The organism is Paucibacter sp. M5-1, assembly GCF_027498415.2.
Lineage (GTDB): Bacteria > Pseudomonadota > Gammaproteobacteria > Burkholderiales > Burkholderiaceae_C > Roseateles_E.
This window is the reverse complement of the sequence record NZ_JAPZLM020000001.1, coordinates 3196059-3220900: the sequence shown is the minus strand read 5'-3', so window position 1 is coordinate 3220900 and position 24842 is coordinate 3196059. Positions and strand designations below refer to the sequence as shown.

At 67.1% G+C, this 24842-nt stretch carries 23 protein-coding genes; 6 read left to right on the top strand and 17 right to left on the bottom strand.

All coding sequences use genetic code 11. The annotated features are described in order from the left end of the window. Window positions 1-9 precede the first annotated feature (9 nt). The 6 genes from O5M90_RS15040 to recA all read right to left on the bottom strand — a co-directional run bounded on the left by O5M90_RS15040 (window position 10) and on the right by recA (window position 5354). A complete protein-coding gene (locus O5M90_RS15040) occupies window positions 10-738 on the bottom strand; it encodes a TerC family protein (protein ID WP_137945438.1) in 729 nt (242 codons plus the stop codon). A gap of 213 nt (window positions 739-951) precedes the next feature. Beyond that, window positions 952-1845, bottom strand: a complete 894-nt coding sequence (sucD, locus tag O5M90_RS15035; protein WP_137945437.1) for a succinate--CoA ligase subunit alpha — start codon at window positions 1843-1845, stop codon at window positions 952-954. Between the two features lie 20 nt (window positions 1846-1865). Beyond that, on the bottom strand, window positions 1866-3026 hold the full coding sequence (gene sucC, locus O5M90_RS15030; RefSeq protein WP_269839380.1) for an ADP-forming succinate--CoA ligase subunit beta: 1161 nt from the start codon (window positions 3024-3026) through the stop codon (window positions 1866-1868). 23 nt (window positions 3027-3049) lie between these two features. Then, the gene (locus O5M90_RS15025; protein ID WP_137945435.1) at window positions 3050-3652 is read right to left on the bottom strand and encodes a DUF2889 domain-containing protein; all 603 of its coding nucleotides are present in this window, start codon (window positions 3650-3652) and stop codon (window positions 3050-3052) included. 123 nt (window positions 3653-3775) lie between these two features. Further along, window positions 3776-4258 (bottom strand): recombination regulator RecX, encoded by a 483-nt coding sequence (gene recX / locus O5M90_RS15020; RefSeq protein WP_269839379.1) that lies wholly within the window; start codon window positions 4256-4258, stop codon window positions 3776-3778. A 49-nt stretch (window positions 4259-4307) separates the two neighbouring features. Further along, on the bottom strand, window positions 4308-5354 hold the full coding sequence (gene recA / locus O5M90_RS15015; RefSeq protein ID WP_137945433.1) for a recombinase RecA: 1047 nt from the start codon (window positions 5352-5354) through the stop codon (window positions 4308-4310). Between the two features lie 135 nt (window positions 5355-5489). On the opposite strand from recA, the gene O5M90_RS15010 reads away from it, so the two are divergent. Continuing rightward, entirely contained in the window at window positions 5490-6161 is a 672-nt protein-coding gene (locus O5M90_RS15010) for a response regulator (RefSeq protein ID WP_137945432.1), read from the top strand. A 14-nt stretch (window positions 6162-6175) separates the two neighbouring features. Beyond that, window positions 6176-7681, top strand: a complete 1506-nt coding sequence (locus O5M90_RS15005) for a sensor histidine kinase (RefSeq protein WP_269839378.1) — start codon at window positions 6176-6178, stop codon at window positions 7679-7681. Here O5M90_RS15005 and rodA read toward each other — a convergent pair. From rodA to O5M90_RS14980, 5 genes are all read right to left on the bottom strand, one after another. Beyond that, a complete protein-coding gene (gene rodA, locus O5M90_RS15000) occupies window positions 7668-8822 on the bottom strand; it encodes a rod shape-determining protein RodA (RefSeq protein ID WP_137945430.1) in 1155 nt (384 codons plus the stop codon). The genes O5M90_RS15005 and rodA overlap by 14 nt on opposite strands. Beyond that, window positions 8819-10843: a penicillin-binding protein 2 gene (gene mrdA / locus O5M90_RS14995; RefSeq protein ID WP_137945429.1), complete on the bottom strand. Its 2025-nt coding sequence runs from the start codon at window positions 10841-10843 to the stop codon at window positions 8819-8821. Before mrdA ends, rodA begins: the two co-directional genes overlap by 4 nt. Next, window positions 10843-11364 carry a rod shape-determining protein MreD gene (gene mreD / locus O5M90_RS14990; RefSeq protein ID WP_137945428.1) on the bottom strand — a complete coding sequence of 174 codons (522 nt, stop codon included), beginning with the start codon at window positions 11362-11364 and terminating at the stop codon, window positions 10843-10845. The genes mrdA and mreD overlap by 1 nt, the downstream gene beginning before the upstream one ends. Then, complete coding sequence (gene mreC, locus O5M90_RS14985; RefSeq protein WP_137945427.1) at window positions 11361-12305, bottom strand: rod shape-determining protein MreC; 945 nt, start codon at window positions 12303-12305, stop codon at window positions 11361-11363. The genes mreD and mreC overlap by 4 nt, the downstream gene beginning before the upstream one ends. A 77-nt stretch (window positions 12306-12382) precedes the next feature. Next, window positions 12383-13426, bottom strand: a complete 1044-nt coding sequence (locus O5M90_RS14980; protein WP_137945426.1) for a rod shape-determining protein — start codon at window positions 13424-13426, stop codon at window positions 12383-12385. A 295-nt stretch (window positions 13427-13721) separates the two neighbouring features. Between O5M90_RS14980 and gatC the strand changes: the two genes are divergently transcribed. Genes gatC through gatB form a run of 3 tightly spaced genes read left to right on the top strand, consistent with a single transcriptional unit; the run spans window position 13722 to window position 16949 of the window. Beyond that, window positions 13722-14021: an Asp-tRNA(Asn)/Glu-tRNA(Gln) amidotransferase subunit GatC gene (gatC, locus tag O5M90_RS14975; protein WP_137945425.1), complete on the top strand. Its 300-nt coding sequence runs from the start codon at window positions 13722-13724 to the stop codon at window positions 14019-14021. After that, entirely contained in the window at window positions 14018-15505 is a 1488-nt protein-coding gene (gatA, locus tag O5M90_RS14970) for an Asp-tRNA(Asn)/Glu-tRNA(Gln) amidotransferase subunit GatA (protein ID WP_269839377.1), read from the top strand. Before gatC ends, gatA begins: the two co-directional genes overlap by 4 nt. 1 nt (window position 15506) lies before the next feature. Beyond that, on the top strand, window positions 15507-16949 hold the full coding sequence (gatB, locus tag O5M90_RS14965; RefSeq protein ID WP_269839376.1) for an Asp-tRNA(Asn)/Glu-tRNA(Gln) amidotransferase subunit GatB: 1443 nt from the start codon (window positions 15507-15509) through the stop codon (window positions 16947-16949). Window positions 16950-17029: 80 nt separating this feature from the next. On the opposite strand, the gene O5M90_RS14960 is transcribed toward gatB, so the two are convergent. From O5M90_RS14960 to O5M90_RS14950, 3 genes are all read right to left on the bottom strand, one after another. Next, the gene (locus tag O5M90_RS14960; RefSeq protein WP_440402137.1) at window positions 17030-17683 is read right to left on the bottom strand and encodes a hypothetical protein; all 654 of its coding nucleotides are present in this window, start codon (window positions 17681-17683) and stop codon (window positions 17030-17032) included. Beyond that, complete coding sequence (gene pyrE, locus O5M90_RS14955) at window positions 17683-18363, bottom strand: orotate phosphoribosyltransferase (RefSeq protein ID WP_269839374.1); 681 nt, start codon at window positions 18361-18363, stop codon at window positions 17683-17685. The genes O5M90_RS14960 and pyrE overlap by 1 nt, the downstream gene beginning before the upstream one ends. A gap of 94 nt (window positions 18364-18457) precedes the next feature. Continuing rightward, the gene (locus O5M90_RS14950) at window positions 18458-20683 is read right to left on the bottom strand and encodes a TonB-dependent receptor (protein ID WP_269839373.1); all 2226 of its coding nucleotides are present in this window, start codon (window positions 20681-20683) and stop codon (window positions 18458-18460) included. Window positions 20684-20877: 194 nt separating this feature from the next. Here O5M90_RS14950 and O5M90_RS14945 point away from each other — a divergent pair, with 194 nt between their 5' ends. After that, on the top strand, window positions 20878-21678 hold the full coding sequence (locus O5M90_RS14945) for an exodeoxyribonuclease III (protein ID WP_269839372.1): 801 nt from the start codon (window positions 20878-20880) through the stop codon (window positions 21676-21678). Window positions 21679-21767: 89 nt separating this feature from the next. Here the strand turns inward: O5M90_RS14945 and O5M90_RS14940 are convergent, their stop codons facing one another. Genes O5M90_RS14940 through O5M90_RS14930 form a run of 3 tightly spaced genes read right to left on the bottom strand, consistent with a single transcriptional unit; the run spans window position 21768 to window position 24829 of the window. Further along, window positions 21768-22601 carry a class I SAM-dependent methyltransferase gene (locus O5M90_RS14940; protein ID WP_269839371.1) on the bottom strand — a complete coding sequence of 278 codons (834 nt, stop codon included), beginning with the start codon at window positions 22599-22601 and terminating at the stop codon, window positions 21768-21770. 42 nt (window positions 22602-22643) lie between these two features. After that, window positions 22644-23984 (bottom strand): vanadium-dependent haloperoxidase, encoded by a 1341-nt coding sequence (locus O5M90_RS14935; protein ID WP_440402135.1) that lies wholly within the window; start codon window positions 23982-23984, stop codon window positions 22644-22646. Then, window positions 23981-24829 (bottom strand): class I SAM-dependent methyltransferase, encoded by an 849-nt coding sequence (locus O5M90_RS14930; protein WP_269839369.1) that lies wholly within the window; start codon window positions 24827-24829, stop codon window positions 23981-23983. Before O5M90_RS14930 ends, O5M90_RS14935 begins: the two co-directional genes overlap by 4 nt. Window positions 24830-24842: the final 13 nt, after the last annotated feature.

Genomic DNA, 24842 nt, shown 5'->3' with positions numbered 1-24842 from the left:
GCCTGTGCCTCAGGCGGCCTTGCTGCGCATGGCCATGGCCTTGCCGAACAGCAAGACCAGCAGCGCACCGGCCACGCCGCAGCCGTAGTACAGCGCCGGCAGCACCTCGGTCGAGCCGGGCTTGTCGCCGGCCTGGGTCGGCACCCAGCTGGCCAGCGCCGGGTCGCCCACCATCATCGTGCCGGCAATCCAGCCCAGCAGCATCGCACCCAAGGTGATGACCATCGGGAAGCGGTCCATCAGCTTGATCACCAGCTGGCTGCCCCAGACGATGATGGGGATGGAGACCAGCAGGCCGAAGATCACCAGCGGCATCTGGTGGTCGCCACCCGCGCCTTCGGCGGCACCGGCGATCGCGATCACATTGTCCAGGCTCATCACGAAGTCGGCCACGATGACGGTCTTGACCGCCGCCCACAGCTTGTCGCTGGCCTGGATATTGGCATGCTCATCATCATGCTCGGGCATCAGCAGCTTCATGCCGATCCACAGCAGCAGGATGCCGCCGACCAGCTTCAGGAAAGGCAGCTTCAGCAGCGTCAGCGCGAAGAAGATCAGCACGACGCGCAGCACGATGGCGCCGGCCGTGCCCCACAGAATGCCTTTGCGACGCTGCGCGTCGGGCAGCTTGCGGCAGGCCAGCGCGATCACCACCGCGTTGTCGCCGCCCAGCAGGATGTCGATCATGATGATCTGGCCGACGGCGAGCCAGAACTCGGGACTGGAGAGCATGTCCATGGGTATTTGCTTTGTTGGGTGTTCTGCGGCCGGCACAGAAACAGTGAACGACTATAACGAGGCCGGCCGGATCGCTGCCGGAAAACGAAAAAGGGGCTGTCGCCCCTTTTTCTCAGTCCGGCCGCTCGGGCTGCTGCTTAATTGTGCGATGCCACGCCCCCCTGGCTCGATGCGTGAAATTACGCATTTGCGAGGGCGGCCGTGGCGTCGTCTTTACAGCAGTGCCTTGAGCAGCTTGGCCATTTCCGACGGGTTGCGCGTGATGGTGAAGCCCGACTCTTCCATGATGGCGAGCTTGGCATCGGCCGTGTCGGCACCGCCGGAGATCAGCGCGCCGGCGTGGCCCATGCGCTTGCCCGGAGGAGCGGTGACGCCGGCGATGAAGCCGACCACCGGCTTCTTCATGTTCAGCTTGCACCAGCGGGCGGCTTCAGCCTCGTCCGGGCCGCCGATCTCACCGATCATGATGACGGCGTCGGTGTCCGGATCGTCGTTGAAGGCCTTCATCACATCGATGTGCTTCAGGCCATTGATCGGGTCGCCACCAATGCCGACGGCCGACGATTGGCCCAGGCCGATCTCGGTCAGTTGCGCCACGGCTTCATAGGTCAGCGTGCCCGAACGGGACACGACGCCGATGCGGCCCTTGCGGTGGATATGGCCGGGCATGATGCCGATCTTGATTTCTTCGGGCGTGATCAGGCCGGGGCAGTTGGGGCCCAGCAGCAGGGTGCGCTTGCCACCGGCGGCTTCCTTGGCCTTCATCTTGTTGCGCACTTCCAGCATGTCCTTGACGGGGATGCCTTCGGTGATGCAGATCGCCAGGTCCAGGTCGGCTTCGACGGCTTCCCAGATCGCGGCGGCGGCGCCGGCGGGCGGCACATAGATCACCGACACGGTGGCGCCGGTCTGGCCGGCGGCTTCCTTGACGGTGGCGTAGATTGGGATGTCGGAGAACTTCTCGCCGGCCTTCTTCGGATTCACACCGGCGACGAAGGCGTTCTTGCCGTTGGCATAGGCCTGGCAGCCCAGGGTGTGGAACTGACCGGTCTTGCCCGTGATGCCCTGGGTGATGACCTTGGTGTCTTTGTTGATGTAGATCGACATGATTTCTTTCCTAAAGGGCTTTAAGCGACGGCGGCGACGATCTTCGTCGCGGCTTCGGCCATCGAATCGGCGGCGATGATGGGCAGGCCGGATTCGGCCAGCATCTTCTTGCCCAGCTCTTCATTGGTGCCCTTCATGCGCACAACTAGCGGCACGGACAGATTCACGGCCTTGCAGGCGGTGATCACGCCTTCGGCGATGGTGTCGCACTTCATGATGCCGCCGAAGATGTTCACGAGGATGCCCTTCACCTCGGGGTTCTTCAGCATGATCTTGAAGGCTTCGGTGACCTTCTCGGCCGTGGCGCCACCGCCGACGTCCAGGAAGTTGGCCGGCTCGCCGCCGAACAGCTTGATGGTGTCCATCGTGGCCATGGCCAGGCCAGCGCCGTTCACCAGGCAGCCGATATTGCCGTCCAGCGAGATGTAAGCCAGGTCGAACTTCGAGGCTTCGACTTCGGCCGGGTCCTCTTCATCCAGATCGCGGTAGGCGACGATCTCGGGGTGGCGGAACAGCGCGTTGGCGTCGAAGTTGAACTTGGCGTCCAGCGCGATCAGATTGCCCTTGGAGTCGCAGTTCAGCGGGTTGATCTCCACCAGCGACGCGTCGGTGTCCATATAGCACTTGTAGAGCTTGGCGAACAGGTCGACGGCCTGGTCCACCGAAGCGCCGGTCAGGCCAATGGCTGCGGCGATCTTGCGCGACTGGGCTTCGGTCAGGCCGGTCAGCGGGTCGATCATCTCGGTGATGATCTTCTCGGGCGTGGAGTGAGCCACTTCCTCGATGTCCATGCCACCCTCGCTGGAGGCGATGAAGGCGACCTTCTGCGTGCCGCGGTCGGTGACCAGCGAGACATACAGCTCATTCTTGATGTCGGCGCCGTCTTCAATATAGAGGCGGCGGACTTTCTGGCCTTCCGGACCGGTCTGGTGTGTGATCAGCTGCATGCCGAGAATCTGCTCGGCCAGGCTCTTCACATCGTCCAGCGAGCGGCCTAGCTTGACGCCGCCACCCTTGCCACGGCCACCGGCGTGGATCTGCGCCTTCACGACCCAGACCGGGCCGCCCAGCTTCTGTGCGGCTTCCACCGCTTCTTGCACCGTGAAGGCCGGGATGCCACGCGGCACCGGCACACCGAACTGGCGCAGGATTTCCTTGCCCTGGTACTCGTGAATCTTCATAGGGGTCTCGCTTCTTGGAAAAGTCAGGATGAGGAAGCCGCAGGCAGCGTGGCGGCGCCGGCAGCAGAGGCTGCCTGGCCGTCGCGATACCAGCGAGGGTAATGGGTGCGCACGACCGCGCCGTCGCGGCGCAAGGCATGGCATTTGTCGAGCTGGAAGGGCGGCTGGCCCGAGCCATCGCCTTCGCGGGTGTCGATCACGAGGCCGGCAAAGGCCTGGATCACCGCAGTTGGCAGGATCTGGCACAGCTCGGTCAGATGGGTGCAGCCCCGGGTGCCGGCCAGGCGTTCCTTGACGCCGAGCCGGAATCCTTTCAACAGATTCAGGCCGACCAGGCGCGCATAGGCATCGTCATGCTGGTCGCAGGCGCCGGGATAGGGCATCCAGCGCGTCTGCGAGCCGGCCTCGTGGATCGTCAACTCGGTGTCGACGACCAGCTGCAGAAGCATGTCATGGATGGGCTCGCCGGCATGGCGGGTGCCGCCGGCCATCGGGACATCGCGTGTCTTGGTGTCGCTCAGCGTGGCCTCGACCTCGTAGAGCCCGTCGTCGCGCGCATAGACCTGCACATCGAGAGCTCGACGGTGCAGCAGACGGCGCGCAGTGGAGGGGTTGAGCAAGGACATGGGGCGCTGGACAAACACGGACGCACAAAAACAGGCCCGCAGGCCCTTATTGTGGCTGCGAGCAGGCTTTGCACAGTCCGGCAATGTAGCATGCTGCGCCGCCGCAAGCCTGTCGCGAAGCTGTCAGCCGGTCTGTGACGCACGCAAAACCCGGCGCACGACGTCGGCTGAAAAGCCCCGCGCCAGCAGAAAACGAGTCTGCTTGGCCCGGCCGTTGGCGTCCTCGGCCGGGCTGCCGAACTTGCGCTGCCAGATCGCCTGCGCGCGCTCGAATTCACTGTCCTTCAGCCATGCCTGGCTGTCGGCGCTCAGGCTCAGCCCGTGCTGGGCCAACTCCTGCTGGATGCGCAGATGGCCGTAGCGCTGGGCGCGGGCATGGATGCGCGACTCGACGAAACGTTCCTCGCTGAGATAGCCCTGGGCCTGAAGCCAGACCAGCAATTCGTCGACCTCGGTCTCGATCTCTGCCGCTTCTACAGCCTCGGCGCCGGCCGCGTCGCGCTGCGCCCGCGCGATGCGCAGCAGCTTGCGGCGCAACTCGCTGCGGCTGTGCTCACGCTGCGCCAGCAACGTGATGGCCCGCATCTTCAGGGACAGGGGCTTCATGGCAAGCCGGCGTCAGGTGCCCAACTCGGCACAGCCCGACGAAGAAGCATCAAGCCTTGTCAGCCGGCCCGTCCACCGTCAGCAGCGGCACGCCCAGCGATTCGCGCACCTTGTTCTCGATCTCGCGGCCGATATCGGGGTTCTCGCGCAGGAACTCGCGCGCATTGTCCTTGCCCTGGCCGATCTTCTCGCCGTTGTAGGCATACCAGGCGCCGGCCTTGTCGACCACCTTGGCGACCACGCCCATGTCGATGATCTCGCCCTCGCGGCTGATGCCCTCGCCATAGAGAATGTCGAACTCGGCAGTCTTGAACGGCGGTGCCACCTTGTTCTTGACAACCTTGACCTTGGTTTCGGAGCCGATCACTTCCTCGCCCTTCTTGATCGAGCCGATGCGGCGGATGTCCAGGCGCACCGAGGCATAGAACTTCAGGGCATTGCCGCCGGTGGTGGTCTCGGGGCTGCCGAACATCACGCCGATCTTCATGCGGATCTGGTTGATGAAGATGACCATGCAGTTGGTCTTCTTGATCGTCGCGGTCAGCTTGCGCAGCGCCTGACTCATTAGCCGGGCTTGCAGGCCGGGCAGCGAATCGCCCATCTCGCCCTCCAGCTCGGCCTTGGGCGTCAGCGCGGCGACCGAGTCGACCACGATCAGGTCCACCGAACCGGAGCGCACCAGCGCATCGACGATTTCCAGCGCCTGCTCACCGGTGTCCGGCTGGCTGATCAGCAGTTCCTGCAGATTGACGCCCAGCTTCTGTGCGTACTGGATGTCCAGCGCGTGCTCGGCGTCGATGAAGGCGCAGACGCCGCTGAGCTTTTGCATCTCGGCGATCACCTGAAGGGTCAGCGTCGTTTTGCCCGAGGATTCCGGGCCATAGATCTCGACCACCCGGCCGCGCGGCAGGCCACCGACGCCCAGCGCGATGTCCAGGCCCAGCGAGCCGGTCGACACCACCTGGATGTCCTCGATCACCTCGCCCTCGCCCAGGCGCATGATGGAGCCCTTGCCGAACTGCTTCTCGATCTGGGACAGGGCGGCTTGCAGGGCCTTGGCTTTTTCGGTGTTGATGGCTTTGACGGGGGCGTCCATGTTTTTCTCCTGTTGAGGCTGCGCGCATTATGGCGCAATCTGTATATTCGTACAGTAGTTTAGGGGCTGGCTGCTGACATGCAATGTCAGCAGGCCGGGCGTCCCTAGAATGCTCGTAAAGACTGGGGACAAAGCATGCGCATCCTGATTGCGGAAGACGACCAAGTGCTGGCCGATGGTTTGCTGCGCTCCTTGCGCGCCTCCGGCTATGCGGTGGACCAGGTCGGCTCGGGCACCGAGGCCGATGCGGCGCTGGCCTCGCACGAGTTCGATCTGGTGATTCTGGATCTGGGCCTGCCCAAGCTGCATGGGCTGGAGGTGCTGCGCAAGCTGCGCGGGCGCGGCGCATCGATGCCGGTGCTGATACTGACGGCGGCCGACAGTGTCGAGCAGCGCGTCAAGGGCCTGGATCTGGGCGCCGACGATTACATGGCCAAGCCCTTCTCGCTGCAGGAGCTGGAGGCTCGGGTGCGGGCACTGACACGGCGCGGCCTGGGCACCGCCTCCAGCATCATCAAGCATGGGCCGCTGAGCTTCGACGCGACCGGCCGGGTTGCCTATATCAATGAGCAGATGATCGAGCTGTCGGCGCGCGAGCTGAGCCTGCTGGAGGTGCTGCTGCAGCGCGCCGGCCGCCTTGTCAGCAAGGATCAGTTGGTCGAGCGCCTGTGCGAATGGGGCGAGGAGGTCAGCAATAACGCGATCGAGGTCTATATCCACCGGCTGCGCAAGAAGATCGAGCAGGGGCCGATACGCATCGCCACGGTGCGCGGCCTGGGCTACTGTCTCGAAAAAATTCCAGGCTGAGCCTGCACCGCTGAATGGCCGGAGACACCGAACAACGCTCGCTGTTCGGCGAGATCCTCGATTGGATGCTCGCCCCGCTGCTGGTGATCTGGCCCATCAGCGTGGCGCTGACCTGGCTGGTGGCGCAGGGCATTGCCAACCGGCCTTACGACCGCGAGCTCGGCGAGATGGCGCGCAATCTGGGCCTGCAGGCGGCCTCGGAGACGCCGCGCGCCGGCAGCAGCGCGCGCTCCCGCTACGCGCTGTCGCCGGAGGCTGCCGCGCTGCTGCGGGCCGACGAGGCCGACACGGTCTACTACCAGGTGCTGGGTCTGCGCGGCGAGTTCCTCAGCGGCGACCGCCAGCTGCCGGTGCCGGCCGCCGACGATCCCATCGTGCCTTGGGAGCTGCATTTTCGCGATGACGAGGTCGGCAGCGACACGGTGCGGGTCGCCTATCTATGGGTGGCGCCCGAGGGCCAGGCCGGCTCGACCCAGACCATGCTGGTCCAGGTGGCCGAGACCCTGGGCAAGCGGGCGCGCCTGACCAACGAGATCATCAAGGGCGTGATACTGCCGCAGTTCGTGATACTGCCGCTGGCGGTGCTGCTGGTGTGGCTGGCGCTGGCGCGCGGCATCGCACCGCTGAACGATCTGCAGCGCCGTATCCGCTCGCGCGAGAGTTCGGACCTGAGCCCGATCGACGAACGCCGCATCCCCGACGAGGTCGCGCCGCTGGTGCGCGCGATCAATGATTTGCTGGGCCGGCTCGACCAGTCGATCAGCGCGCAGAAGCACTTCCTGGCCGATGCCGCCCATCAGCTGAAGACACCGCTGGCCGGCCTGCGCACCCAGGCTGAGTTCGCGCAGCGCGAGATCGACGAGGGTCGCAGCGAGCCGGCCGAGCTGCGCCGCTCGCTGCAGCAGATCGCCCTGTCCAGCCAGCGCGCCGCCCATATGGTCAACCAGCTGCTCGCGATGGCCCGCGCCGAGGACAAGGAGCATGCGGCGCGGCGCAGCGAGGTCAATCTGTCCGAGCTGGCGATGGAGACGGTGCGCGACTTCGTGCCGCGCGCGATGGACAAGCGCATCGACCTCGGCTTCGAGGGGCCGGACGATGAGCACAGCGCGCTGCGCATCAACGGCCATCCGCTGCTGATCCGCGAGCTGATCCGCAATCTGGTCGACAACGCCCTGCTCTACACGCCGCCGCATGGCACGGTGACGGTGCGCGTCGTCGAAGACCCGTTCGGCCAGGTCACGGTGCTGCAGGTCGAGGACTCGGGGCCGGGCATTCCGGAGTCGGAGCGCGAGCAGGTGTTCCAGCCCTTCTACCGGGCCCTGGGCACCAATGTCGACGGCTCGGGGCTGGGCCTGGCCATCGTGCGTGAGATCGTCCAGCAGCATGAGGCCGAGATCACGCTGGACGAAACCCGCGAGCTGCGATCCGGCCAGGCGCAGGAGGACGGCCAAGGGCCTGGCGCACGCTTCACCGTGCGCTTCGCGGCCCATCCGGGCCGCGAAGCGCTCAGCGCGACATGAAGCGCCGGCTCTTCGCGATCGACATCAGGATGCCCAGGCTCAGGCCCAGCATCACCATCGCCGTGCCGCCATAACTGATGAAGGGCAGCGGCACGCCGACCACCGGCAGGATGCCGCTGACCATGCCCATATTGACGAACACATAGGTGAAGAAGCTCAACGTGATGGCGCCGGCCAGCAGGCGGCCGAACGGGTTGGCCGCCTCGGCCGCGATCATCAACCCGCGCACGATCAGCGCGGCAAATCCCAGCAGCAGGCCTAAAGCGCCGACCAGGCCGAACTCCTCGCCATAGGCGGCGAAGATGAAATCGGTAGTGCGCTCGGGGATGAACTCCAGATGGGTTTGCGTGCCCTTCATGAAGCCCTTGCCGGTCAGTCCGCCCGAGCCGATCGCGATCTCGCCCTGGATGATGTGAAAGCCCTTGCCGAGCGGGTCCTTGTGCGGATCGAGCAGGGTGCAGACCCGGTGCTTCTGATACTCGCGCAGCACCGGCCACTCGACATCGGGCTGACAGATCTGGTCCTCGCTGAGCACCAGGGCTGTGATCGCGATCGCGCCGGCGGCGACGGCCGGCAAGATGATGCGCCAGCTGAAGCCGGCGAAGAACAGCACATAAAAGCCCGCGGCGAACACCAGGATGGAGGTGCCCAAATCGGGCTGGCGCGCCACCAGGCCCACCGGCACGGCCAGCATCAGCAGCGCGATGACGAAGTCGGCCGTGCGCAGCTGGCCCTCGCGCCGCTGGAACCACCAGGCCAGCATCAGCGGTGTGGCGATCTTCAGCAGCTCCGAGGGCTGGATCACGATACCGATATTGAGCCAGCGCGTCGCACCCTTCTTGCTGATGCCGAACAGCGCCGTTGCCACCAGCAGCGCGATGCCCACGGTGTACAGCGGGATCGCCAGCGCCATCAGCCGCTGCGGCGGCACCTGGGCGACGACGAACATGATGGCCGCCGCCAGCGCCATATTGCGGGCATGGTCGACGAAGCGCGTGCCATGGTCGAAGCCGGCCGAGTACATGCACATCAGGCCCAGGCCGGCGAGCCAGGCCAGTATCAGCAGCAGCGGTCCGTCAAAGCCGCTGACCCAGGGCCGCAGGCGGCTGAGCAGCGAGGGCTTGTTGAAGACATGGCTCATCGGCGGACTCCCGAGGCGGCTGATGTGGCGGCTGAAGCAGCGGCGGATGCCGCCGGCACGGGCGCCGCCGCCTGACCCGGCAGCGGCACGGCAGCGATGGGGCGCGGCGTGCCGACCGGCGCCTTGGTCAGGCCTTGCTGGGTCAGTGCAATATCTTCCTCGCTGGGGTAGACGCCTTGCAGCAGGAAGTCGAAGACTCGGCGCGCAATCGGCGCGGCGGCGGTCGACCCCCAGCCGGCGTTCTCGACGATCAGCGCCAGTGCGACGGTCGGGGACTCGACCGGAGCGAAGGCGACATAGAGCGAGTGGTCGCGCTTGCGCTCATCGGCCTTGATGCTGCTGTATTTTTCGCCGGCGCGCAGGCCCACGGCTTGGGCCGTGCCGGTCTTGCCGCCGCTGGTATAGGGCGCACCCATGAAGACGGCGCGCGAGGTGCCTTCCATCGTCACGCCATGCATCGCATTGCGTATCACCTCGGCATCGGCGGGCTTGAGCGGCAGCGGCTCCAGCGCGTCGCTGGCGACGCGGCGCTGCTCATGCTTGACCACGTCCTCGATCTCGCGCACCAGGCGTGGCTTGTAGCGCTGGCCGCTGGTGGCCACGGTGGCATAGGCAGTGGCCAGTTGCAGCATCGTGAAGCTGTTGTAGCCCTGGCCGATGCCCAGCGAGATGGTCTCGCCGGGGAACCACTTCTGGTTGGCCGGGCTGCGGGCGAAATAGCGCTTCTTCCAGGCCTGCGAAGGCAGCACGCCCGTCACCTCGCCCTGCAGGTCGATCTCGGTCTTGCGCCCCAGGCCGAAGGGTTCGAGCTCGTCGTGGATCAGATCCACGCCCATCTCGTTGGCCAGGCTGTAGAAGTAGACATTGCTGGAGCCGACGATGGCCAGCCGCATGTCCTTGGGGCCGGGCCGGTCCGCCTCCGGGCTGCCGAAGGTGCGGCCGCCGAAGCTGTAGACCAGGTTGTCCATCACGATGGTGCCGGGCGCGCGCTTGCCGCTGGTCAGCGCCGCCATCGCCATCAGCGGCTTGAAGGTCGAGCCGGGCGGATAGGTGCCCCGCAGCGCGCGGTTCAACAGCGGCTTGTCGATGTTGTCGTTGAGCTCGCGCCAGCTGTCGGCATCGATGCCGTCGACGAACAGATTCGGGTCGAAGGTCGGCTTGGAGACGAAGGCCAGCACCTCGCCATTGCGCGGATCGATCGCCACCAGCGCGCCGCGCCGGTCCTTGTAGAGCTCCTCGACCAGGGCTTGCAGCCGGATGTCGATCGACAGCATCAGCGTGTTGCCCGGCGTCGGCGGCTTGTGGGCCAGGCGCCGCACCGCGCGGCCGCCGGCGCTGGTCTCCAGCTGCTCGAAGCCGGTGATGCCATGCAGCTCTCGTTCGTAGGCCTGCTCCAAGCCCAGCTTGCCGATGTATTCGGTGCCGCGGTAGTTGGCGATGTCTTCCTCGTCCCAGTCGTCCATGGCCTTTTTCTCGGCCTGGTTGATGCGGCCGATATAGCCGATCAGATGGCTGCCGACCTCGCCCATCGGATAGCTGCGGAACAGCCGGGCCTTGATCTCGACGCCCGGGAAGCGAAAGCGCTGGGCCGTGAAGCGGGCCACCTCCTCGTCCGTCAGCTTGGTGCGTATCGGCAGCGAGTCGAAGTGCTTGCTCTCCTCCAGCAAGCGCTTGAAGCGGCGGCGGTCGCGCGTCTGGATCTCGATCACCTCGGACAGGGCATCGATGGTCTTGTCCAGATCGCCGGCCTTGGACGGCATGATCTCCAGCGTGTAGGCCGAGTAGTTGCTGGCCAGCACGATGCCGTTGCGGTCCTTGATCAGGCCGCGGTTGGGCACGATGGGCACGATGGCGGTGCGGTTGCTCTCGGCCTGCTCGGCCAGCTCGTCATGCTGCAGCACCTGCAGCCAGACCAGGCGCGCCACCAGCAGGCCGAAGCAGAACAGCACGAAGGCCACCGCCGCCAGCACGCGCAGCCGGAACTGCGACTGCTCCTGCTCGGAATTCTTCAGCAGCATCATCACAGGGGCCGGTTGGCGTCTCGATCCGGGGCGCGGCGTTGCGGCGCCAGCAGCAGCACCGTGGCGATGGGCCACAGCAAGGCCTCGAACAGCGGCGCCAGCAGCAGCGGCCAGCCCGGCCACATGCCGCCGACCATCAACCGCACCGCCAGCGACACCGCGTGGGCCAGCACGAACAGCGGCAGGATGTGCAGGGCCTGCACCGGCAGGCTGAACCAGAGCAGGCGCCGGTGCAGCGCGATCGCGCCAAAGCTCAGCACGCTATAGGACAGCGCATGCTGACCCAGCAGCGCGCCATGCTGGACATCGACCAGCAGACCGAACACAAAGGCCCAGCCGACCCCGACCCGGCGCGGCTGGTGCACATTCCAGAACACCAGCACCAGGGCCAGCACATCGGGCATCGCGCTCTGGCGCCCGACCGGCACCATGTCCACCACCAGGGCCAGCAGCAGGCTCAGCGCGATGAAGAGGGGGTTGGCCGGCAGCAGCAGCTGGCCGGAGCCGCGCGGCATGATCATGGTCGACCTCCGCTGGCCTTGCTGCCGGCGCGTGCCGGGGCCGATGCGGCGGCGGCCGAGGCCGCGACGGCCTCGTTGCGGGCGTGCTCGAGTTCGGCCAGCGCGCCCAGCACCAGCACATGGCGGACGTTGTCGAGCTGGGCCACCGGGCGCAGGCTGACGCGGGCAAAGCTGCTGTCGCCGCGCCGCTCGATCGCGCTGATGCGGGCCACCGGCAGGCCGGGCGGATAGACGCCGTCCAGGCCGGAGGTGGTCAGCAGATCGTCCTGCTTGATGTCGGCGTTGGTGGCCATGAAGCGCAGTTCCATGCCCAGGCCGTCGGTGCCGCCAAAGGCCGCGCCGCGCTGCTGGCTGCGGGTGTTGAGCACGGGGATCGCGGCGTCCTTGTCATTGAGCAGCGTGACCTCGGCCGACAGCAGATAGACCCGCGTCACCTGGCCCAGCACGCCGGCATCGTTGATGACCGGCGCGCCGGCGCGCACGCCCTGCTGGCTGCCGCGGTCGATCACCACCTTGCGCGAGTAGGGATCGCTCGCCTCGTACAGGACCTCGGCGGCGATGGTCGGCACCTGCAGCGCCGGGCGCAGTGCCAGCAGCGCGCGCAGGCTCTGGTTCTCGGCCTGCAGCTGCTCGGCGCGCGACAGGCGCTCGGCCTGCTGCACCAGCTGGCGCCGCGCCTGGTCCTCGGCGGCCATCGCGCGCTCGGTGCCGCGCAGATAGTCCCCCAGTTGCTCCCAGGCATCGACCGGCGCCAGCAGCGCCCGCTGCACCGGGTGCAGCACCAGGGCCAGTGCGGCGCGTGCCGGCGTCGCGAGCTTGAAGCGGGCATCGGCCACCATCAGGAAGATGGCCAGCGCCGCGCACAGCAGCAGCTTGGTCAGGGCCGAGGGGCCCTGGCGGAAAAACGGGGGTGGCGTGCGATCCAGGGTGCCCAGTGGCATGGCTCAGGCGGGGGGCAAGATGTGCAAAAGCCGGCCCCGCGTGAAGCGTGCCGGCTCGGAGCGCTTCATGGAGGCGCTTACTCCGAGGTGAAGATCGAGCCCAGGCGCTCCATGCGCTCCAGCGCCATGCCGCAACCGCGCACCACGCAGGTCAGCGGATCCTCTGCCACCAGCACCGGCAGGCCGGTCTCCTCGGCCAGCAAACGGTCCAGGTCGCGCAGCAGCGCGCCGCCGCCGGTCAGCATCATGCCGCGCTCGGCGATGTCGGCGCCCAGCTCGGGCGGGGTCTGCTCCAGCGCGTTCTTCACCGCACTGACGATCTGATTCAGCGGGTCGGTCAGCGCTTCCAGGATCTCGTTGCTCGAAATCGTGAAGCTGCGCGGCACGCCCTCGCTGAGGTTGCGGCCCTTGACTTCCATTTCCTTGACCTCGGAGCCGGGGAAGGCCGAGCCGATGTTCTTCTTGATCGCCTCGGCGGTGGGCTCGCCGATCAGCATGCCGTAGTTGCGGCGGATGTAGTTGATGATGGCCTCGTCGAACTTGTCGCCGCCGACGCGGACCGAGCCCTTGTAGACCATGCCGCCCAGCGAGATCACGCCGACCTCGGTGGTGCCGCCGCCGATGTCGACCACCATCGAGCCCGAGGCTTCCGACACCGGCAGGCCGGCACCGATCGCGGCGGCCATCGGCTCTTCGATCAGGTAGACCTCGGAGGCGCCGGCGCCCAGCGCGGACTCACGGATCGCGCGGCGCTCGACCTGGGTCGAGCCGCAGGGCACGCAGATGATGATTCTCGGGCTCGGCTTGAGCATCTTCGAGTCGTGCACCATCTTGATGAACTGCTTGAGCATCTGCTCGGTGACGGTGAAGTCGGCGATCACGCCGTCTTTCATCGGGCGGATCGCCTCGATATTGCCGGGCACCTTGCCCAGCATGGCCTTGGCCTCGCGGCCGACGGCCTGGATGGTCTTCTTGCCGTTCGGGCCGCCTTCGTGGCGGATGGCGACCACCGAGGGCTCATCCAGCACGATGCCCTTGCCGCGCACGTAGATGAGGGTGTTGGCGGTGCCGAGGTCGATGGCGAGGTCGGTGGAGAAGTAGCGACGCAGGGAAGCGAACATGGTGTGTGTGGAGCGCCAGTCAGGGCATCTGAGCCTGTGGGTGAGATCGACCTGGAGCTGGCTTGGGGCTGAGCGGTTCTGAAAACGGTGCAGCCGGATTGAGGGCTGCGCGGATTTGTTCGCACCATATGCAACGAGGCCGCTTGAACCTTGCGGCCATGCAGCCCCGTAACCATGGAGATAAGCGGAGATAATACCCGATCACCTCTGGGTTTCCTGCCCTGGCAGACCCGAGGGGACCTCAGTTTCTGACACTTACGGACCTGGTTTTTCCCGGCCCCAAACCGTTTACCCCATGGCCCTGACCCCACAAGACGTGAGCCGCATCGCCCATCTGGCGCGGCTGGAGCTGCAAGGCGGCGAACCCGAGGCGCTGCTGACTCAGCTCAATGGCTTCTTCACCATCGTCGAGCAGATGAGCGCGGTCGATACCAGCGGCGTCGAGCCGCTGTACACGCCGCTGTCCGCCGTGCAGGAGGTGGCTTTGCGCCTGCGCGAGGATGCGGTCACCGAGAGCAATCAGCGCGAGCTCAATCAGCGCAGCGCGCCGGCGGTCGAAGACGGTCTGTTCCTGGTTCCCAAGGTCATCGAATGAATATGCTGCACACCCTGGGCGTCGCCGAACTCGGCCGTGCCCTTGCCGACAAGACGGTTTCCAGCCTCGAAATCACGCAACACCTTCTTGCACGTGTTACCTCCGCCGAGGCGCTGGGGGCCTTTCTGCATGTCGATGCCGAGGGCGCGCTGGCCAGCGCGCGCTCTGCCGATGCGCGCCGTGCTGCTGGCGGGGCAGGGCCCCTGCTGGGCGTGCCGCTGGCGCACAAGGACATCTTCGTCACCCGCGACATGCCCACGACCGCCGGCTCCAAGATGCTGGTCGGCTACCGCAGCCCTTTTGACGCCACCGTCGTCGCCAAGCTGAACGCGGCCGGCACGGTCTCGCTGGGCAAGCTCAACTGCGACGAGTTCGCGATGGGCTCGGCCAACGAGAACTCGGCCTTCAAGCCGGTGGCCAACCCCTGGGACGCGAGCCGGGTGCCGGGCGGCTCCTCGGGCGGCTCGGCCGCTGCGGTGGCGGCCCGCCTGGTGCCGGCCACCACCGGCACCGACACCGGCGGATCGATCCGCCAGCCGGCCAGCTTCACCGGCATCACCGGCATCAAGCCGACCTATGGCGTGTGCTCGCGCTACGGCATGATCGCCTTCGCCTCCAGCCTGGATCAGGCCGGCCCGATGGCGCGCTCGGCCGAAGACTGCGCCCTGCTGCTGTCGGCGATGAGCGGCTTCGACGAGCGCGATGCCACCAGCATCGAGCAGCCACCGCAGGACTTCCATGCGCAGATGCTGGCGGCCCGCGATGGTGCCACGGCGGCCCAGCCGCTCAAGGGTCTGCGCATCGGCCTGCCGCGCGAGTTCTTCCCGGCCGCGCTGAGCGGCGATGTCGAGCGCGCGGTGCGCGCCGGTCTGGCCGAGCTGGAAAAGCTCGGCGCCACGCTGGTCGACGTCAGCCTGCCGCGCACCGAGCTGGCGATTCCGGTCTACTACATCATCGCGCCGGCCGAGGCCAGCTCGAACCTCTCCCGCTTCGACGGCGTCAAGTTCGGCCACCGCGCCGCCAAGTACGACGATCTGCTGGACATGTACAAGAAGACCCGCGCTGAGGGCTTCGGTGCCGAGGTCAAGCGCCGCATCATGATCGGCTCCTATGTGCTGAGCCATGGCTATTACGACGCCTACTACCTGCAGGCGCAGAAGCTGCGCCGCATGATTGCCGACGACTTCCAGCGCTGCTTCACGCAGTGCGACCTGATCGCCGGCCCGGTGGCGCCGACCGTCGCCTGGAAGCATGGCGAGGGCGCGGACGATCCGGTCAAGGCCTATCTGGCCGACATCTTCACGCTGCCCGGTTCGCTGGCCGGCCTGCCCGGCATGAGCGTGCCGGTGGGCCTGGGCGAGGGCGGCATGCCGGTGGGCCTGCAGTTGCTGGGCAACTACTTCAAGGAGGGTCAGCTCTTGCACGCGGCCAATGCCTTGCAGCAGGCGACCGACTGGCACCAACAAGCCCCGGCAGGAATCTGACATGACGAGCAAACTCATCCGCGGCTACGAAGTCGTGATCGGGCTGGAGAACCACGTCCAGCTGTCCACCCAATCGAAGATCTTCAGCGGCTCCTCGACGGCCTTCGGCGCCGAGCCCAATACCCAGGCCTCGCCGGTGGACCTGGCCCTGCCCGGCACCCTGCCGGTCCTGAACCGCGGCGCGGTCGAGCGAGCGATCCGGCTGGGCCTGGCCGTGGGCGCGAAGATCGCGCCGCTGTCGATCTTCGCGCGCAAGAACTACTTCTACCCCGACCTGCCCAAAGGCTATCAGATCAGCCAGTACGAGATCCCGGTCGTGCAGGGCGGCAAGCTGGAGTTCTTCGTCGGCGAGCAGAAGAAGATCGTCAACCTGACCCGCGCCCACCTCGAAGAGGACGCGGGCAAGAGCCTGCACGAGGACTACCACGGCCAATCGGGCATAGACCTGAACCGCGCCGGCACGCCGCTGCTGGAGATCGTCTCCGAGCCCGATATGCGCTCCGGCGCCGAGGCCTGCGAGTACGCCAAGACCCTGCATGCGCTGGTGATGTGGCTGGGCATCTGCGACGGCAATATGCAGGAGGGCTCGTTCCGCTGCGATGTCAATGTCTCGGTGCGCAAGCCCGGCGAGCCCTATGGCACGCGCCGCGAGATCAAGAACCTGAACAGTTTCCGCAATCTGCTGCAGGCGGTCGACTACGAGGTCAACTGGCAGATCGACGAGATCGAGGACGGCCGCGAGATCCAGCAGGCCACCGTGCTGTTCAACCCCGACACTGGCGAGACCCGGGCGATGCGCAGCAAGGAAGACGCGGCCGACTACCGCTACTTCCCCGACCCCGATCTGCCGCCGCTGGTGATCGCGCCGGAATGGGTGGAGCGGGTGCGCGGCGAGCTGCCCGAGCTGCCGGCCGTGATGGCCGCACGCTTCCAGGAGGCCGACGGTCTGCCGGCCTATGACGCCAGCCTGATGACGGCCAGCCTCGCGACCGCGCGTTTCTACGAAGCCGCCCGTGACATCTGCAAGGCGCCCAAGCTGGTGGCCAACTGGCTGCAGGGCGAGATTGCGCGCCGCCTCAATGCCGAGGAGCGCGAGATTGACAGCAGCCCGGTGAGCGCCGCGACCCTGGGCGCGCTGATCCTGCGCATCCAGGACGGCACGATCTCCAACAACTCGGCCAAGCAGGTGTTCGAGGAGCTGTGGTCCAAGGGCGGCGAGGTCGACGCCATCATCGAAGCCAAGGACCTCAAGCAGTCCAATGACACCGGTGAGCTGGAGCGCATCCTCGACGAGGTGCTGGCCGCCAATCAGAAATCGGTGGAGGAGTTCCGCGCCGGCAAGGACAAGGCCTTCAACGCCCTGGTCGGCCAGGCCATGAAGGCCACCAAGGGCAAGGCCAATCCGACCGCGGTCAACGAGCTGCTGAAAAAGAAGCTGAGCTAGGACCGAGGCCGGTCCCTGCGGACCGGGCGACGCCTAGCGAAGGCCAGGGCATGTCCCGCATGCCCTGGCTGATGGGCTGATCAGTCCAGGCTGCCGGGGGGCGCGCCGGCCCAGAGCTTCTTCAGGCGCGCCAGCTCGGCGTCGAAATTCTTGTTGATGCGCACCAGCTCGGCCTTCTGGTTCTCGATCAGCACGCGCTGTGCCTCGGCCGAGGCGTCGTTGGCGTCGAGCTGCTGCTTGAGCTTGGCCGGCAGCGGCCGGCCCTTGTAGAACTCGGCCTCGTCCTGCAAGGGCTTGCGCTCGGTGGCCAGGTCCTTGATGCGGTTCTCGGACAGGCGCATGCCCTTGATGACATCGTCCAGCGCGGCCTCGCGGGCTTGCTGGTGGGCCTCGGCGCTGCGGTAGCGCGTCATCAGATTGCGGTCGCGCCGCACCGCATCGGCCTGGGCAGCCCGCTCGGCCGCCAGGCGACGCTCGCGCGCTTCATAGGCGGCCCGCTCCTCGGGCGACATCGCCGGCGGCACGATGGCACGCAGCGAGCCATCGGTGTTCAGGATGCGCTGCTCGCGGTTGTTGCAGTCGGCGATCAGCCGGTCCGAGGTCAGGCGCCGGCCATCGGCCGTGGTGCAGCTGTAGATGGCCCCGATCGATGCCGGTTTGGCCTGCGCCCAGACCAGGCCGGCCTCGGCCAGCAGCAGCAGCAGGACGGCAGGGGCAGGGCTGGAAGCTCGCATCAGACTCCGTATCGGTCTCGGTAGGCCTGCACCGCCGCCGAGTGGCCGGCGGCCACCGTGTCGCTGGTGCTGCGCAGATACTGTAGCAAGTCCGCCAGTCCGGCAATCGAGATCACAGGCAGTTGCAATTGCTCAGACACATACTGCACGGCCGACCAGCTCATGTCGACGCCGTTCTCGGCGGCTTTCTCCTGGCGGTCCAGCGCGATCGTCACGCCGCAGGGCGTGGCGCCGGCGGCCCGGATCATCGCGATCGACTCGCGCACCGAGGTGCCGGCCGAGATCACATCGTCAATGATCAAGACCCGACCCCGCACCGGTGCGCCGACCAGGGTGCCGCCCTCGCCATGGTCCTTGGCTTCCTTGCGGTTGTAGGCGAAAGGCTTGTTGTGGCCCAGCCGCGCCAGCTCCATCGAGACGGCGGCCGCCAGCGTGATGCCCTTGTAGGCCGGGCCGAAGATCATGTCGAAAGCCAGGCCCGAGGCGATCAGGCGCTGGGCGTAGAAACCGGCCAGCCGGCCCAGCTTGGCACCGTCGTCGAACAGACCGGCGTTGAAGAAATAGGGGCTCAGCCGCCCGGCCTTGGTCTTGAACTCGCCGAAGCGCAGCACGCCGGCCTCGACGGCAAAGGCAACGAAATCCTGGGCCAGGGCATCGGTGGGGTCGGCAGCGGTGGTCATGAGCGGGCTTTTTGATGATTCGTCGGCATTGTAGGGGCGTTAAAAAGCCCGGCCGCCTTGCAGCGACCGGGCTCGATCAAGCAGCCCTCAGGGCTTAGAACAGGGCCTTGAACTGCACACCGTAGGTGCGCGGGTCGTTGATGAAGCCCAGCAGATTGTTGAAGTCGATGGCACCGGTGGTCACCACCTTGTTGGTGATGTTGCGAGCGAAACCGGCCACCTCGTACTTGCCGTTGTCCCAGATGTAGCCGACGCGCAGGCCGCCCTCGGTCAGCGACTTGCCGGTGAATTCAACCGAGTCGTAGAGGAAGAAGTTGACCTTGGAACGGTAGGCCCAGTCGGTGTAGATGTAGTACTCGTTGCCGGCTGCGGTCGGGATGCTGTAGCGGGCCGTCAGATTGGCGGTCCACTTCGGCGCGTTCGGCAGCGGGTTGCCGTCGATCAGCACGGTGTCGGAGAACTTGAAGGCGGCCGGGTTGCGCGGCACGATGATCGGGTCGCGCAGGGTGCAGGCGGAGCCGCAGGCTTCGACCTGCAGGCCGCCGTCCTTCAGGGCCGTCTTGTTGTAGCTGGCGCCCAGGGTCAGCAGCAGGTTGTCGGTCGGCAGCACCTCGAGGTTGAACTCGGCACCGCTGCCCTTGGACTTCTTGGCATTGATCAGGCGGTTGGCATTGTTGCCGCCGCCGACGGCCGTCAGCTGCTGATTCTTGACCTCGTAGCTGAACACGGCGGCCGAGAGGCGGGCACGGCGGTCCCACAGATCCGACTTGATGCCGAACTCAATGGACTTGACGTCTTCGGGTCTGGCCTGCGACTGCGGATTGAACTCGGCCGCCGGCTGGATCGAAGAGGCACGGAAACCCGTCGCGAAGCGCGTGTAGACATTGGTATCGCGATTGAGCGCATAGGTCAGCGAGCTGTCCCAGTTCCACTTGGCGTCGTCGGTATGGGCCGATGTGCCGGCCTCGGTCCTGAGACGCGCCGGGTCGGTCGAGCTGGTCGACAGATCCTTCTTGTCCTTGGTGTAGCGCAGGCCGCCACGCAGCTTCAGGCGCTCGCTCAGCTCGTAGTTGACCGAGCCGAACAGGGCCCAGGCCCTGTTGGTCTGGTAGGAGCTCAGAACCAGGGGCGTGATGTAGTCGGTGGCCTGAATGGTGTACTTCTCGTCGAAGAGGTAGACGCCGGCCTGCCAGCGCAAGGGCCCCGGCGTGGTGGATTCCAGGCGCACTTCCTGGCTCAGCTGGCGGTGACCGGTCAGCGCGTCCGAGGTCTCGACCGGGAAGCCAGCGCCGAACGGGGCGGGCGCGTTGTAGACCGAGGCACCGTCGATGTCGCCGCGGCTGAACGGTTTGACGGTCTCGTAGCCGGTGATCGAGTAGACGTTGAAGCCATCCAGCGCCCATTTAAGGCGGGCGCTGGCGCCGCTCTGCTTCAGATCCTGGCTGTTGGTGCCATCGATCGAGATGCGCTTCGGATCGAAGCCGTCGACCAGATCGTTGCTGCCGGGCCTGATGATGCCGCCACGGAACAGGCGCGGGCTGCCGTCCAGATTGCGGTGATGCACGTTGAACAGCGCGCTGAACTGCTTGTGCGGCTCGTACAGAGCCTGCAGACGCACTGCGGCGTCGCGGTAGCCCTCGGTCTCGCGGGTGCCGGTGCTGTTGGTGTTCTTGACCCAGTCGTCACGGCGCTGCACCAAGCCCGAGACACGGGCCGACCAGTCGCCCGTCAGCGGGAGATTGGCTGCGGCTTCGGCATTGAAGCTGCCGAAGCGCCCATAGGACAGGCTGACATACCCGTCCTGCTTCTGGCTCGGACGCACCGAGTCGAACTTGACCACGCCGGCCGGCGTGTTGCGGCCGAACAAGGTGCCCTGCGGGCCGGCGATCACTTCGACCGCCTTCAGGTCGAAGACCGGGAAGCCCTTCAGGATCGGGTTCTCCTGCACCACATCGTCATAGATCACCGAAACCGGCTGCGAGGCGTTCAGGCGGAAGTCCGAGTTGCCGTAGCCGCGGATATAGAAACGCGGATAGGCGCGACCGAAGGACGACTCGATGTTCAGGCTGGGCACCCGACCCGAGAGGAAGCGCACATCCTGGCCGCCCGAGGCCAGCACATCGAGCTTCTCGCCGCTGATGCTGGAGACGGCGGTCGGCACGTCCTTGATGTTCTCGACCCGGCGCTCGGCCGTGATCGTGACGGTTTCGAGCTGGGTTTTTTCCTGGGCCAGGGCCTGGCTGGCGGGCCAGGCGGCCAGGGCCAGCGCGACCGCGAGGGCGGTCGGCGCAGGGCGGGCTTGTGCGGGGTGTTGCAACATCGGGTGGTACTCCAAGGGGGAAAGGAATGCTGGCTGCAGGCGGCTGGCGCCCGGAGGGACCAAGCCCGGGAATCTAGCAAGTTGGGTGCCAGGAATTACTGGAAAACCCTAGGCTGTGACGGTTTTGTTGCCAAAACACCGCAGAAAGCGCCTGCGCTACAGTGGCCGTCCCTTCCTCCTACCGACCGCCATCCATGCGCCTGATCACCGCCAATCTCAACGGCATCCGCTCCGCTGCCACCAAGGGATTTTTCGACTGGCTGCCGCAGCAGAACGCCGATCTGCTGGGCGTGCAGGAGGTCAAGGCCCAGCACGAGCATGTGGATCAGGTCTTCTGCAGCTCGGGCGACCTGAAGGGCCATTTCCACTACGCGCAGAAGAAGGGCTATTCGGGCGTCGGCCTGTACAGCCGCATCGAGCCCAGCGACATCATCAAGGGCTTCGGCGTGCCGAAGTTCGATGACGAGGGCCGCTGGGTCGAGATGCGCTTCGACAAGCCCGGCCGCAAGCTCAGCATCATCAGCTGCTATTTCCCAAGCGGCTCCAGCGGCCCGGAGCGCCAGGAGGCCAAGTACCGCTTCCTCGCGGCGATGTACCCCTACCTGATGGCATTGAAGGCCGAGCGCGAGTTCATCCTGGTGGCCGACGTGAACATCGCCCACAAGCCCGCCGACCTGAAGAACTGGAAGGGCAATCTGAAGAACAGCGGCTTCCTGCCCGAGGAGCGCGCCTGGCTGGACCAGCTCTTCGGCAGCGGGCCGGACCAGGGCGGCCTGATCGATGTCTACCGCCAGCTGCATCCCGACACCACCGACGAGTGCTACACATGGTGGAGCAACCGCGGCCAGGCCTATGCGAAGAACGTGGGCTGGCGCCTGGACTACCACTTCGCGACCCCGAAGCTGGCCGCCTTGGCCAAGCAGGCGGCGATCTACAAGGCCCAGAAGTTTAGCGACCATGCGCCGCTGACGATCGATTACGACTTCAAGCTCTGAGCGCGCGGCACCCCCAAATCAATCGGCGCCGGGGCGCTGGCAAGCCGGCCAGGCCAGTCCTGGCCAGGGCACGACTTGGGTGACCGGCCTCAGTTCCGCACGACCTCCACCTCCAGGAACTCCGACTCCACCTGCGTGGATCCGTCGACCGCGCGGTTGCTGGCGGCCCAGAGCTGCTCCAGATCGGCGCGCAAGGCGGCCTGGCCGGCGCCGTCCAGCGCGGCATGCGCGCGGTTGGTCGGGCCATAGTAGGTGATGAAGAACTCCACCACATCGGCCGGGCTGAAGGGGTAGCGCATCGCGTAGTTGCGCCTGGTGACGATGATGCGCGCAGCCCCGTGGCCCAGCCGGTCGCGCACCGTGGCCTCGTCGCCCCAGGCCAGCGGAGACGCCATCAGCGGCGAGGGCGGTACATGCCTGCCGATCACCTTGAACATCTGGCCCACATGCCCCTGCGGGGTCCAGTTGCCCATCACGATGCGCCCGCCCGGGCGGCACACGCGCAGCAGCTCGGCGGCCACGTGGTCGGGGCGCGGCGCAAACATCGCACCGAACAGGCTGCTGACCACATCGAAGCTGGCGTCCGCGTAGGGCAGCGCCTCGGCATCGCCCTCGTCGAAGTGTGCCGTCGCCAGCCCCTCTTCGGTCGCCCGCTCGCGGGCGCGCAGGATCGAGTTGGTGGCGATGTCCACGCCGGTGGCGGCGATGCCTGCGCGCGCCGCTGGAATGACGATCTGCCCGGCGCCGCAGGCCACGTCGAGCAGGCGTTGGTCCGGTTGCAGGTTCAGGCGCGCCAGGAAGGCCAGCGCATCGGGTTCGAGGAACTTGGCGAAATGTCCATAGTCGCCGGCCATCCAGGTCGTCTTGAGCTTCTGCTTCAGGGCCTGCATCTCGGGGGGCATGGTGTTGTCGGTGCTGCTCATGGTGGGGTACTCCAGGTGAAAATTGGTGGGTGCCGCGATGGCCTAGCGGCCCAGCGGCTGCAGATACATCGCGACCGTGCGCTGGCCGATCCGCCGGCCGAGCGCCAGCCCGTCCTCGCAGGCCGAGCGGAAGTGGATGCCGGCATAGATGCGCGAGTCCGCGCTCTCGCGGGCCGCCTGCGACAGGCTGGTGAACGTGCGCTTGATGCCGGCGAACGGTGGGCCGCTGCTGATCGTGAAGCCGACCTGGTCGCTGCCGATGACGCCCGCCAGCGCCACCGCCGCCGCGCCGCTGAACAGGCTCTGCGTCGACGGATAGTCCGACACCGCCGGCGTGTTCTGCTGGCTGTTCCAGGCTGGATCGGCCACGGTGGCCTCGTTGCCATCGTCGGCCGCCTCGCGGATCGCGGTCACCGGACGCCAGAAGTCGTAGACATAGCGGATCTTGAAGCCGGCGATATAGGTGTCGGCCATGGCCAGCGAGGTCACGGCCAGCGCGCGCGCGCTGTCCCAGGCATCGAGGCCGCGTGCCTCGGCCACGGCGCGAGCCACCCGATACCAGGCTCCCGGGCCTTCGAACCAGAAACGGGAGATCTCGGTCTGCTCGGGCGTGCGGGCACTGCTCAGCTGGCCGCCCAGCGTCTTCACCTCATTGAACTCCTGCGCGTACTGCGCGCTGGTCAGCGCGGGGGGGCCCGGCAGCCAGTACTGCGAGGTCGACAGCAGCGTGAACGGCGTCACATGGCCCCAGCCGGGCAGCATGGAGGCCGCGAAGCCGGGCGCCAGCTTGGGATCCTTGATGGGCGGGTTCGGTGGCTCCGGGTTGGGGTGCGGCCGCCAGCGCCCCGGCCCGCTGGCCGGCGTGTAGGCGGCGGGCCTGGTCGCGCCATCGTCCTTGCGCAGCGCCAGCATCGCTTCGCCGGCGGCCTGGCCGATCGCCACGCCAGCCTGCTTGGCCGGCCCGTCGGCGAGCGCGGCCAGGGCAAGGCGATACGCATCCTCCACCTGGGCCAGCGCCTCGGCGCGCTGCGGCGGCGCGCCGAAGGCCGGGATCACCGACAGCAGCACGGTGCGGGTGGCGGCGGCCACCGCCGCTTCTGCGGCGGCGCCTGGGGCCGCCACGCCCTCGAAGTAGTAGGGGGCATGGCGCGGCTTGATGCCGTTGAGCGCATCGTGCACGGCGCCCTGCACCATCGCCACGCTGCGGGTCTGCTGTATCGGGTTCTGGCCGCCGACGGCGATGACCTTGACGGTCGTCTCGTTCCACTTCAGCACCTCGTTGGCGCTGGCGGGCTGGGCATGCGAGGCGAGGGCCGTCAGGAGCGCCACCGTGGCGAGCAGGGGTCGGCTCCGGCGCTTGTCGGTGTTCATCGTCTTCATCATCTTTCGCTCCTGATGTCGGATGTGCGGGAATCGGCCCGCACGCCGCTTGCGACCACAAAACTGCCCGGCAGGCGATAGCCCGCGCCATCGCACCAGCGGGCGATCGAAGCCAGGTATTCCGCCTGCACGGCTTCGCGCGTGCGGCGCTCGAAGCGGGCATAGGCCAGGGCCACCGGACCGCCCGCCAGGACGGCGTCGCAGGCCGAGCGTGCCCCGGCATAGCGGAGCCAGGCATCGACGCGGCGGCTGCACACGGCGGCGAAGCCGGTCCGCCGCAGCGCCTGCGTCAGGGCCGTGCCGGTGCCCAGGCGGAAGAACAGCGGGCACACCTCGGAGCGGACCCGCCGGTCGACGATCGGAAAGACCTCGGCCCAGGCGCAGTCGCGCCGCTCGCCCCAGACCGACACCAGCAGCCGCCCGCCCGGCCGCAGGCAGCGCGCCATCGCGGCCAGCGCGCGCTCGGGATCCGGCATGTACATCAGGCCCAGGCCGCACAGCAGCACGTCGAAGCCGCCCTCGCCCAACTCCCGGTCCAGCGCCTGCGCGTCCGCCCGCAGCCAGCGCGGCGGCGCCACGCCCGCCTCCGCCACGCGCTGGGCCGCCGCGGCCAGCATCTGCTGCGACAGGTCGCTGGCCATCACCTCGCAGCCGGCGCGCAGCGCCGCCAGGGTCAGGGTCCCGGTGCCGCAGGCCACGTCGAGCACGCGCTCGCCGGGCCGCAGATCGGCTTGCGTCAGCAGCGCCTCGCTGGCCGGCGCCAGCGCCTGCCGCCAGCCCGGGTCGTAGTGGGCGGCGGCGCGATCCCAGCCATAGCGCTGCACGCGCAGCTGCAGGGCGGTGTCCATGGCTCGGGCGGGT

Bases quoted from the DNA above. Each gene is read 5' to 3' on its own strand.
- gatB (WP_269839376.1), top strand. From the start codon at position 15,507: ATGACGAGCAAACTCATCCGCGGCTACGAAGTCGTGATCGGGCTGGAG.
- O5M90_RS14940 (WP_269839371.1), bottom strand. From the start codon at position 22,601: ATGAGCAGCACCGACAACACCATGCCCCCCGAGATGCAGGCCCTGAAG.
- mrdA (WP_137945429.1), bottom strand. From the start codon at position 10,843: ATGATGCTGCTGAAGAATTCCGAGCAGGAGCAGTCGCAGTTCCGGCTG.
- O5M90_RS15025 (WP_137945435.1), bottom strand. From the start codon at position 3,652: ATGTCCTTGCTCAACCCCTCCACTGCGCGCCGTCTGCTGCACCGTCGA.
- recA (WP_137945433.1), bottom strand. From the start codon at position 5,354: ATGGACGCCCCCGTCAAAGCCATCAACACCGAAAAAGCCAAGGCCCTG.
- gatA (WP_269839377.1), top strand. From the start codon at position 14,018: ATGAATATGCTGCACACCCTGGGCGTCGCCGAACTCGGCCGTGCCCTT.
- rodA (WP_137945430.1), bottom strand. From the start codon at position 8,822: ATGAGCCATGTCTTCAACAAGCCCTCGCTGCTCAGCCGCCTGCGGCCC.
- O5M90_RS14935 (WP_440402135.1), bottom strand. From the start codon at position 23,984: ATGATGAAGACGATGAACACCGACAAGCGCCGGAGCCGACCCCTGCTC.
- O5M90_RS14980 (WP_137945426.1), bottom strand. From the start codon at position 13,426: ATGTTCGCTTCCCTGCGTCGCTACTTCTCCACCGACCTCGCCATCGAC.
- sucC (WP_269839380.1), bottom strand. From the start codon at position 3,026: ATGAAGATTCACGAGTACCAGGGCAAGGAAATCCTGCGCCAGTTCGGT.
- recX (WP_269839379.1), bottom strand. From the start codon at position 4,258: ATGAAGCCCCTGTCCCTGAAGATGCGGGCCATCACGTTGCTGGCGCAG.
- O5M90_RS14950 (WP_269839373.1), bottom strand. From the start codon at position 20,683: ATGTTGCAACACCCCGCACAAGCCCGCCCTGCGCCGACCGCCCTCGCG.
- O5M90_RS15005 (WP_269839378.1), top strand. From the start codon at position 6,176: ATGGCCGGAGACACCGAACAACGCTCGCTGTTCGGCGAGATCCTCGAT.
- mreD (WP_137945428.1), bottom strand. From the start codon at position 11,364: ATGATCATGCCGCGCGGCTCCGGCCAGCTGCTGCTGCCGGCCAACCCC.
- sucD (WP_137945437.1), bottom strand. From the start codon at position 1,845: ATGTCGATCTACATCAACAAAGACACCAAGGTCATCACCCAGGGCATC.
- O5M90_RS14960 (WP_440402137.1), bottom strand. From the start codon at position 17,683: ATGCGAGCTTCCAGCCCTGCCCCTGCCGTCCTGCTGCTGCTGCTGGCC.
- O5M90_RS15040 (WP_137945438.1), bottom strand. From the start codon at position 738: ATGGACATGCTCTCCAGTCCCGAGTTCTGGCTCGCCGTCGGCCAGATC.
- mreC (WP_137945427.1), bottom strand. From the start codon at position 12,305: ATGCCACTGGGCACCCTGGATCGCACGCCACCCCCGTTTTTCCGCCAG.
- O5M90_RS14945 (WP_269839372.1), top strand. From the start codon at position 20,878: ATGCGCCTGATCACCGCCAATCTCAACGGCATCCGCTCCGCTGCCACC.
- pyrE (WP_269839374.1), bottom strand. From the start codon at position 18,363: ATGACCACCGCTGCCGACCCCACCGATGCCCTGGCCCAGGATTTCGTT.
- gatC (WP_137945425.1), top strand. From the start codon at position 13,722: ATGGCCCTGACCCCACAAGACGTGAGCCGCATCGCCCATCTGGCGCGG.
- O5M90_RS14930 (WP_269839369.1), bottom strand. From the start codon at position 24,829: ATGGACACCGCCCTGCAGCTGCGCGTGCAGCGCTATGGCTGGGATCGC.
- O5M90_RS15010 (WP_137945432.1), top strand. From the start codon at position 5,490: ATGCGCATCCTGATTGCGGAAGACGACCAAGTGCTGGCCGATGGTTTG.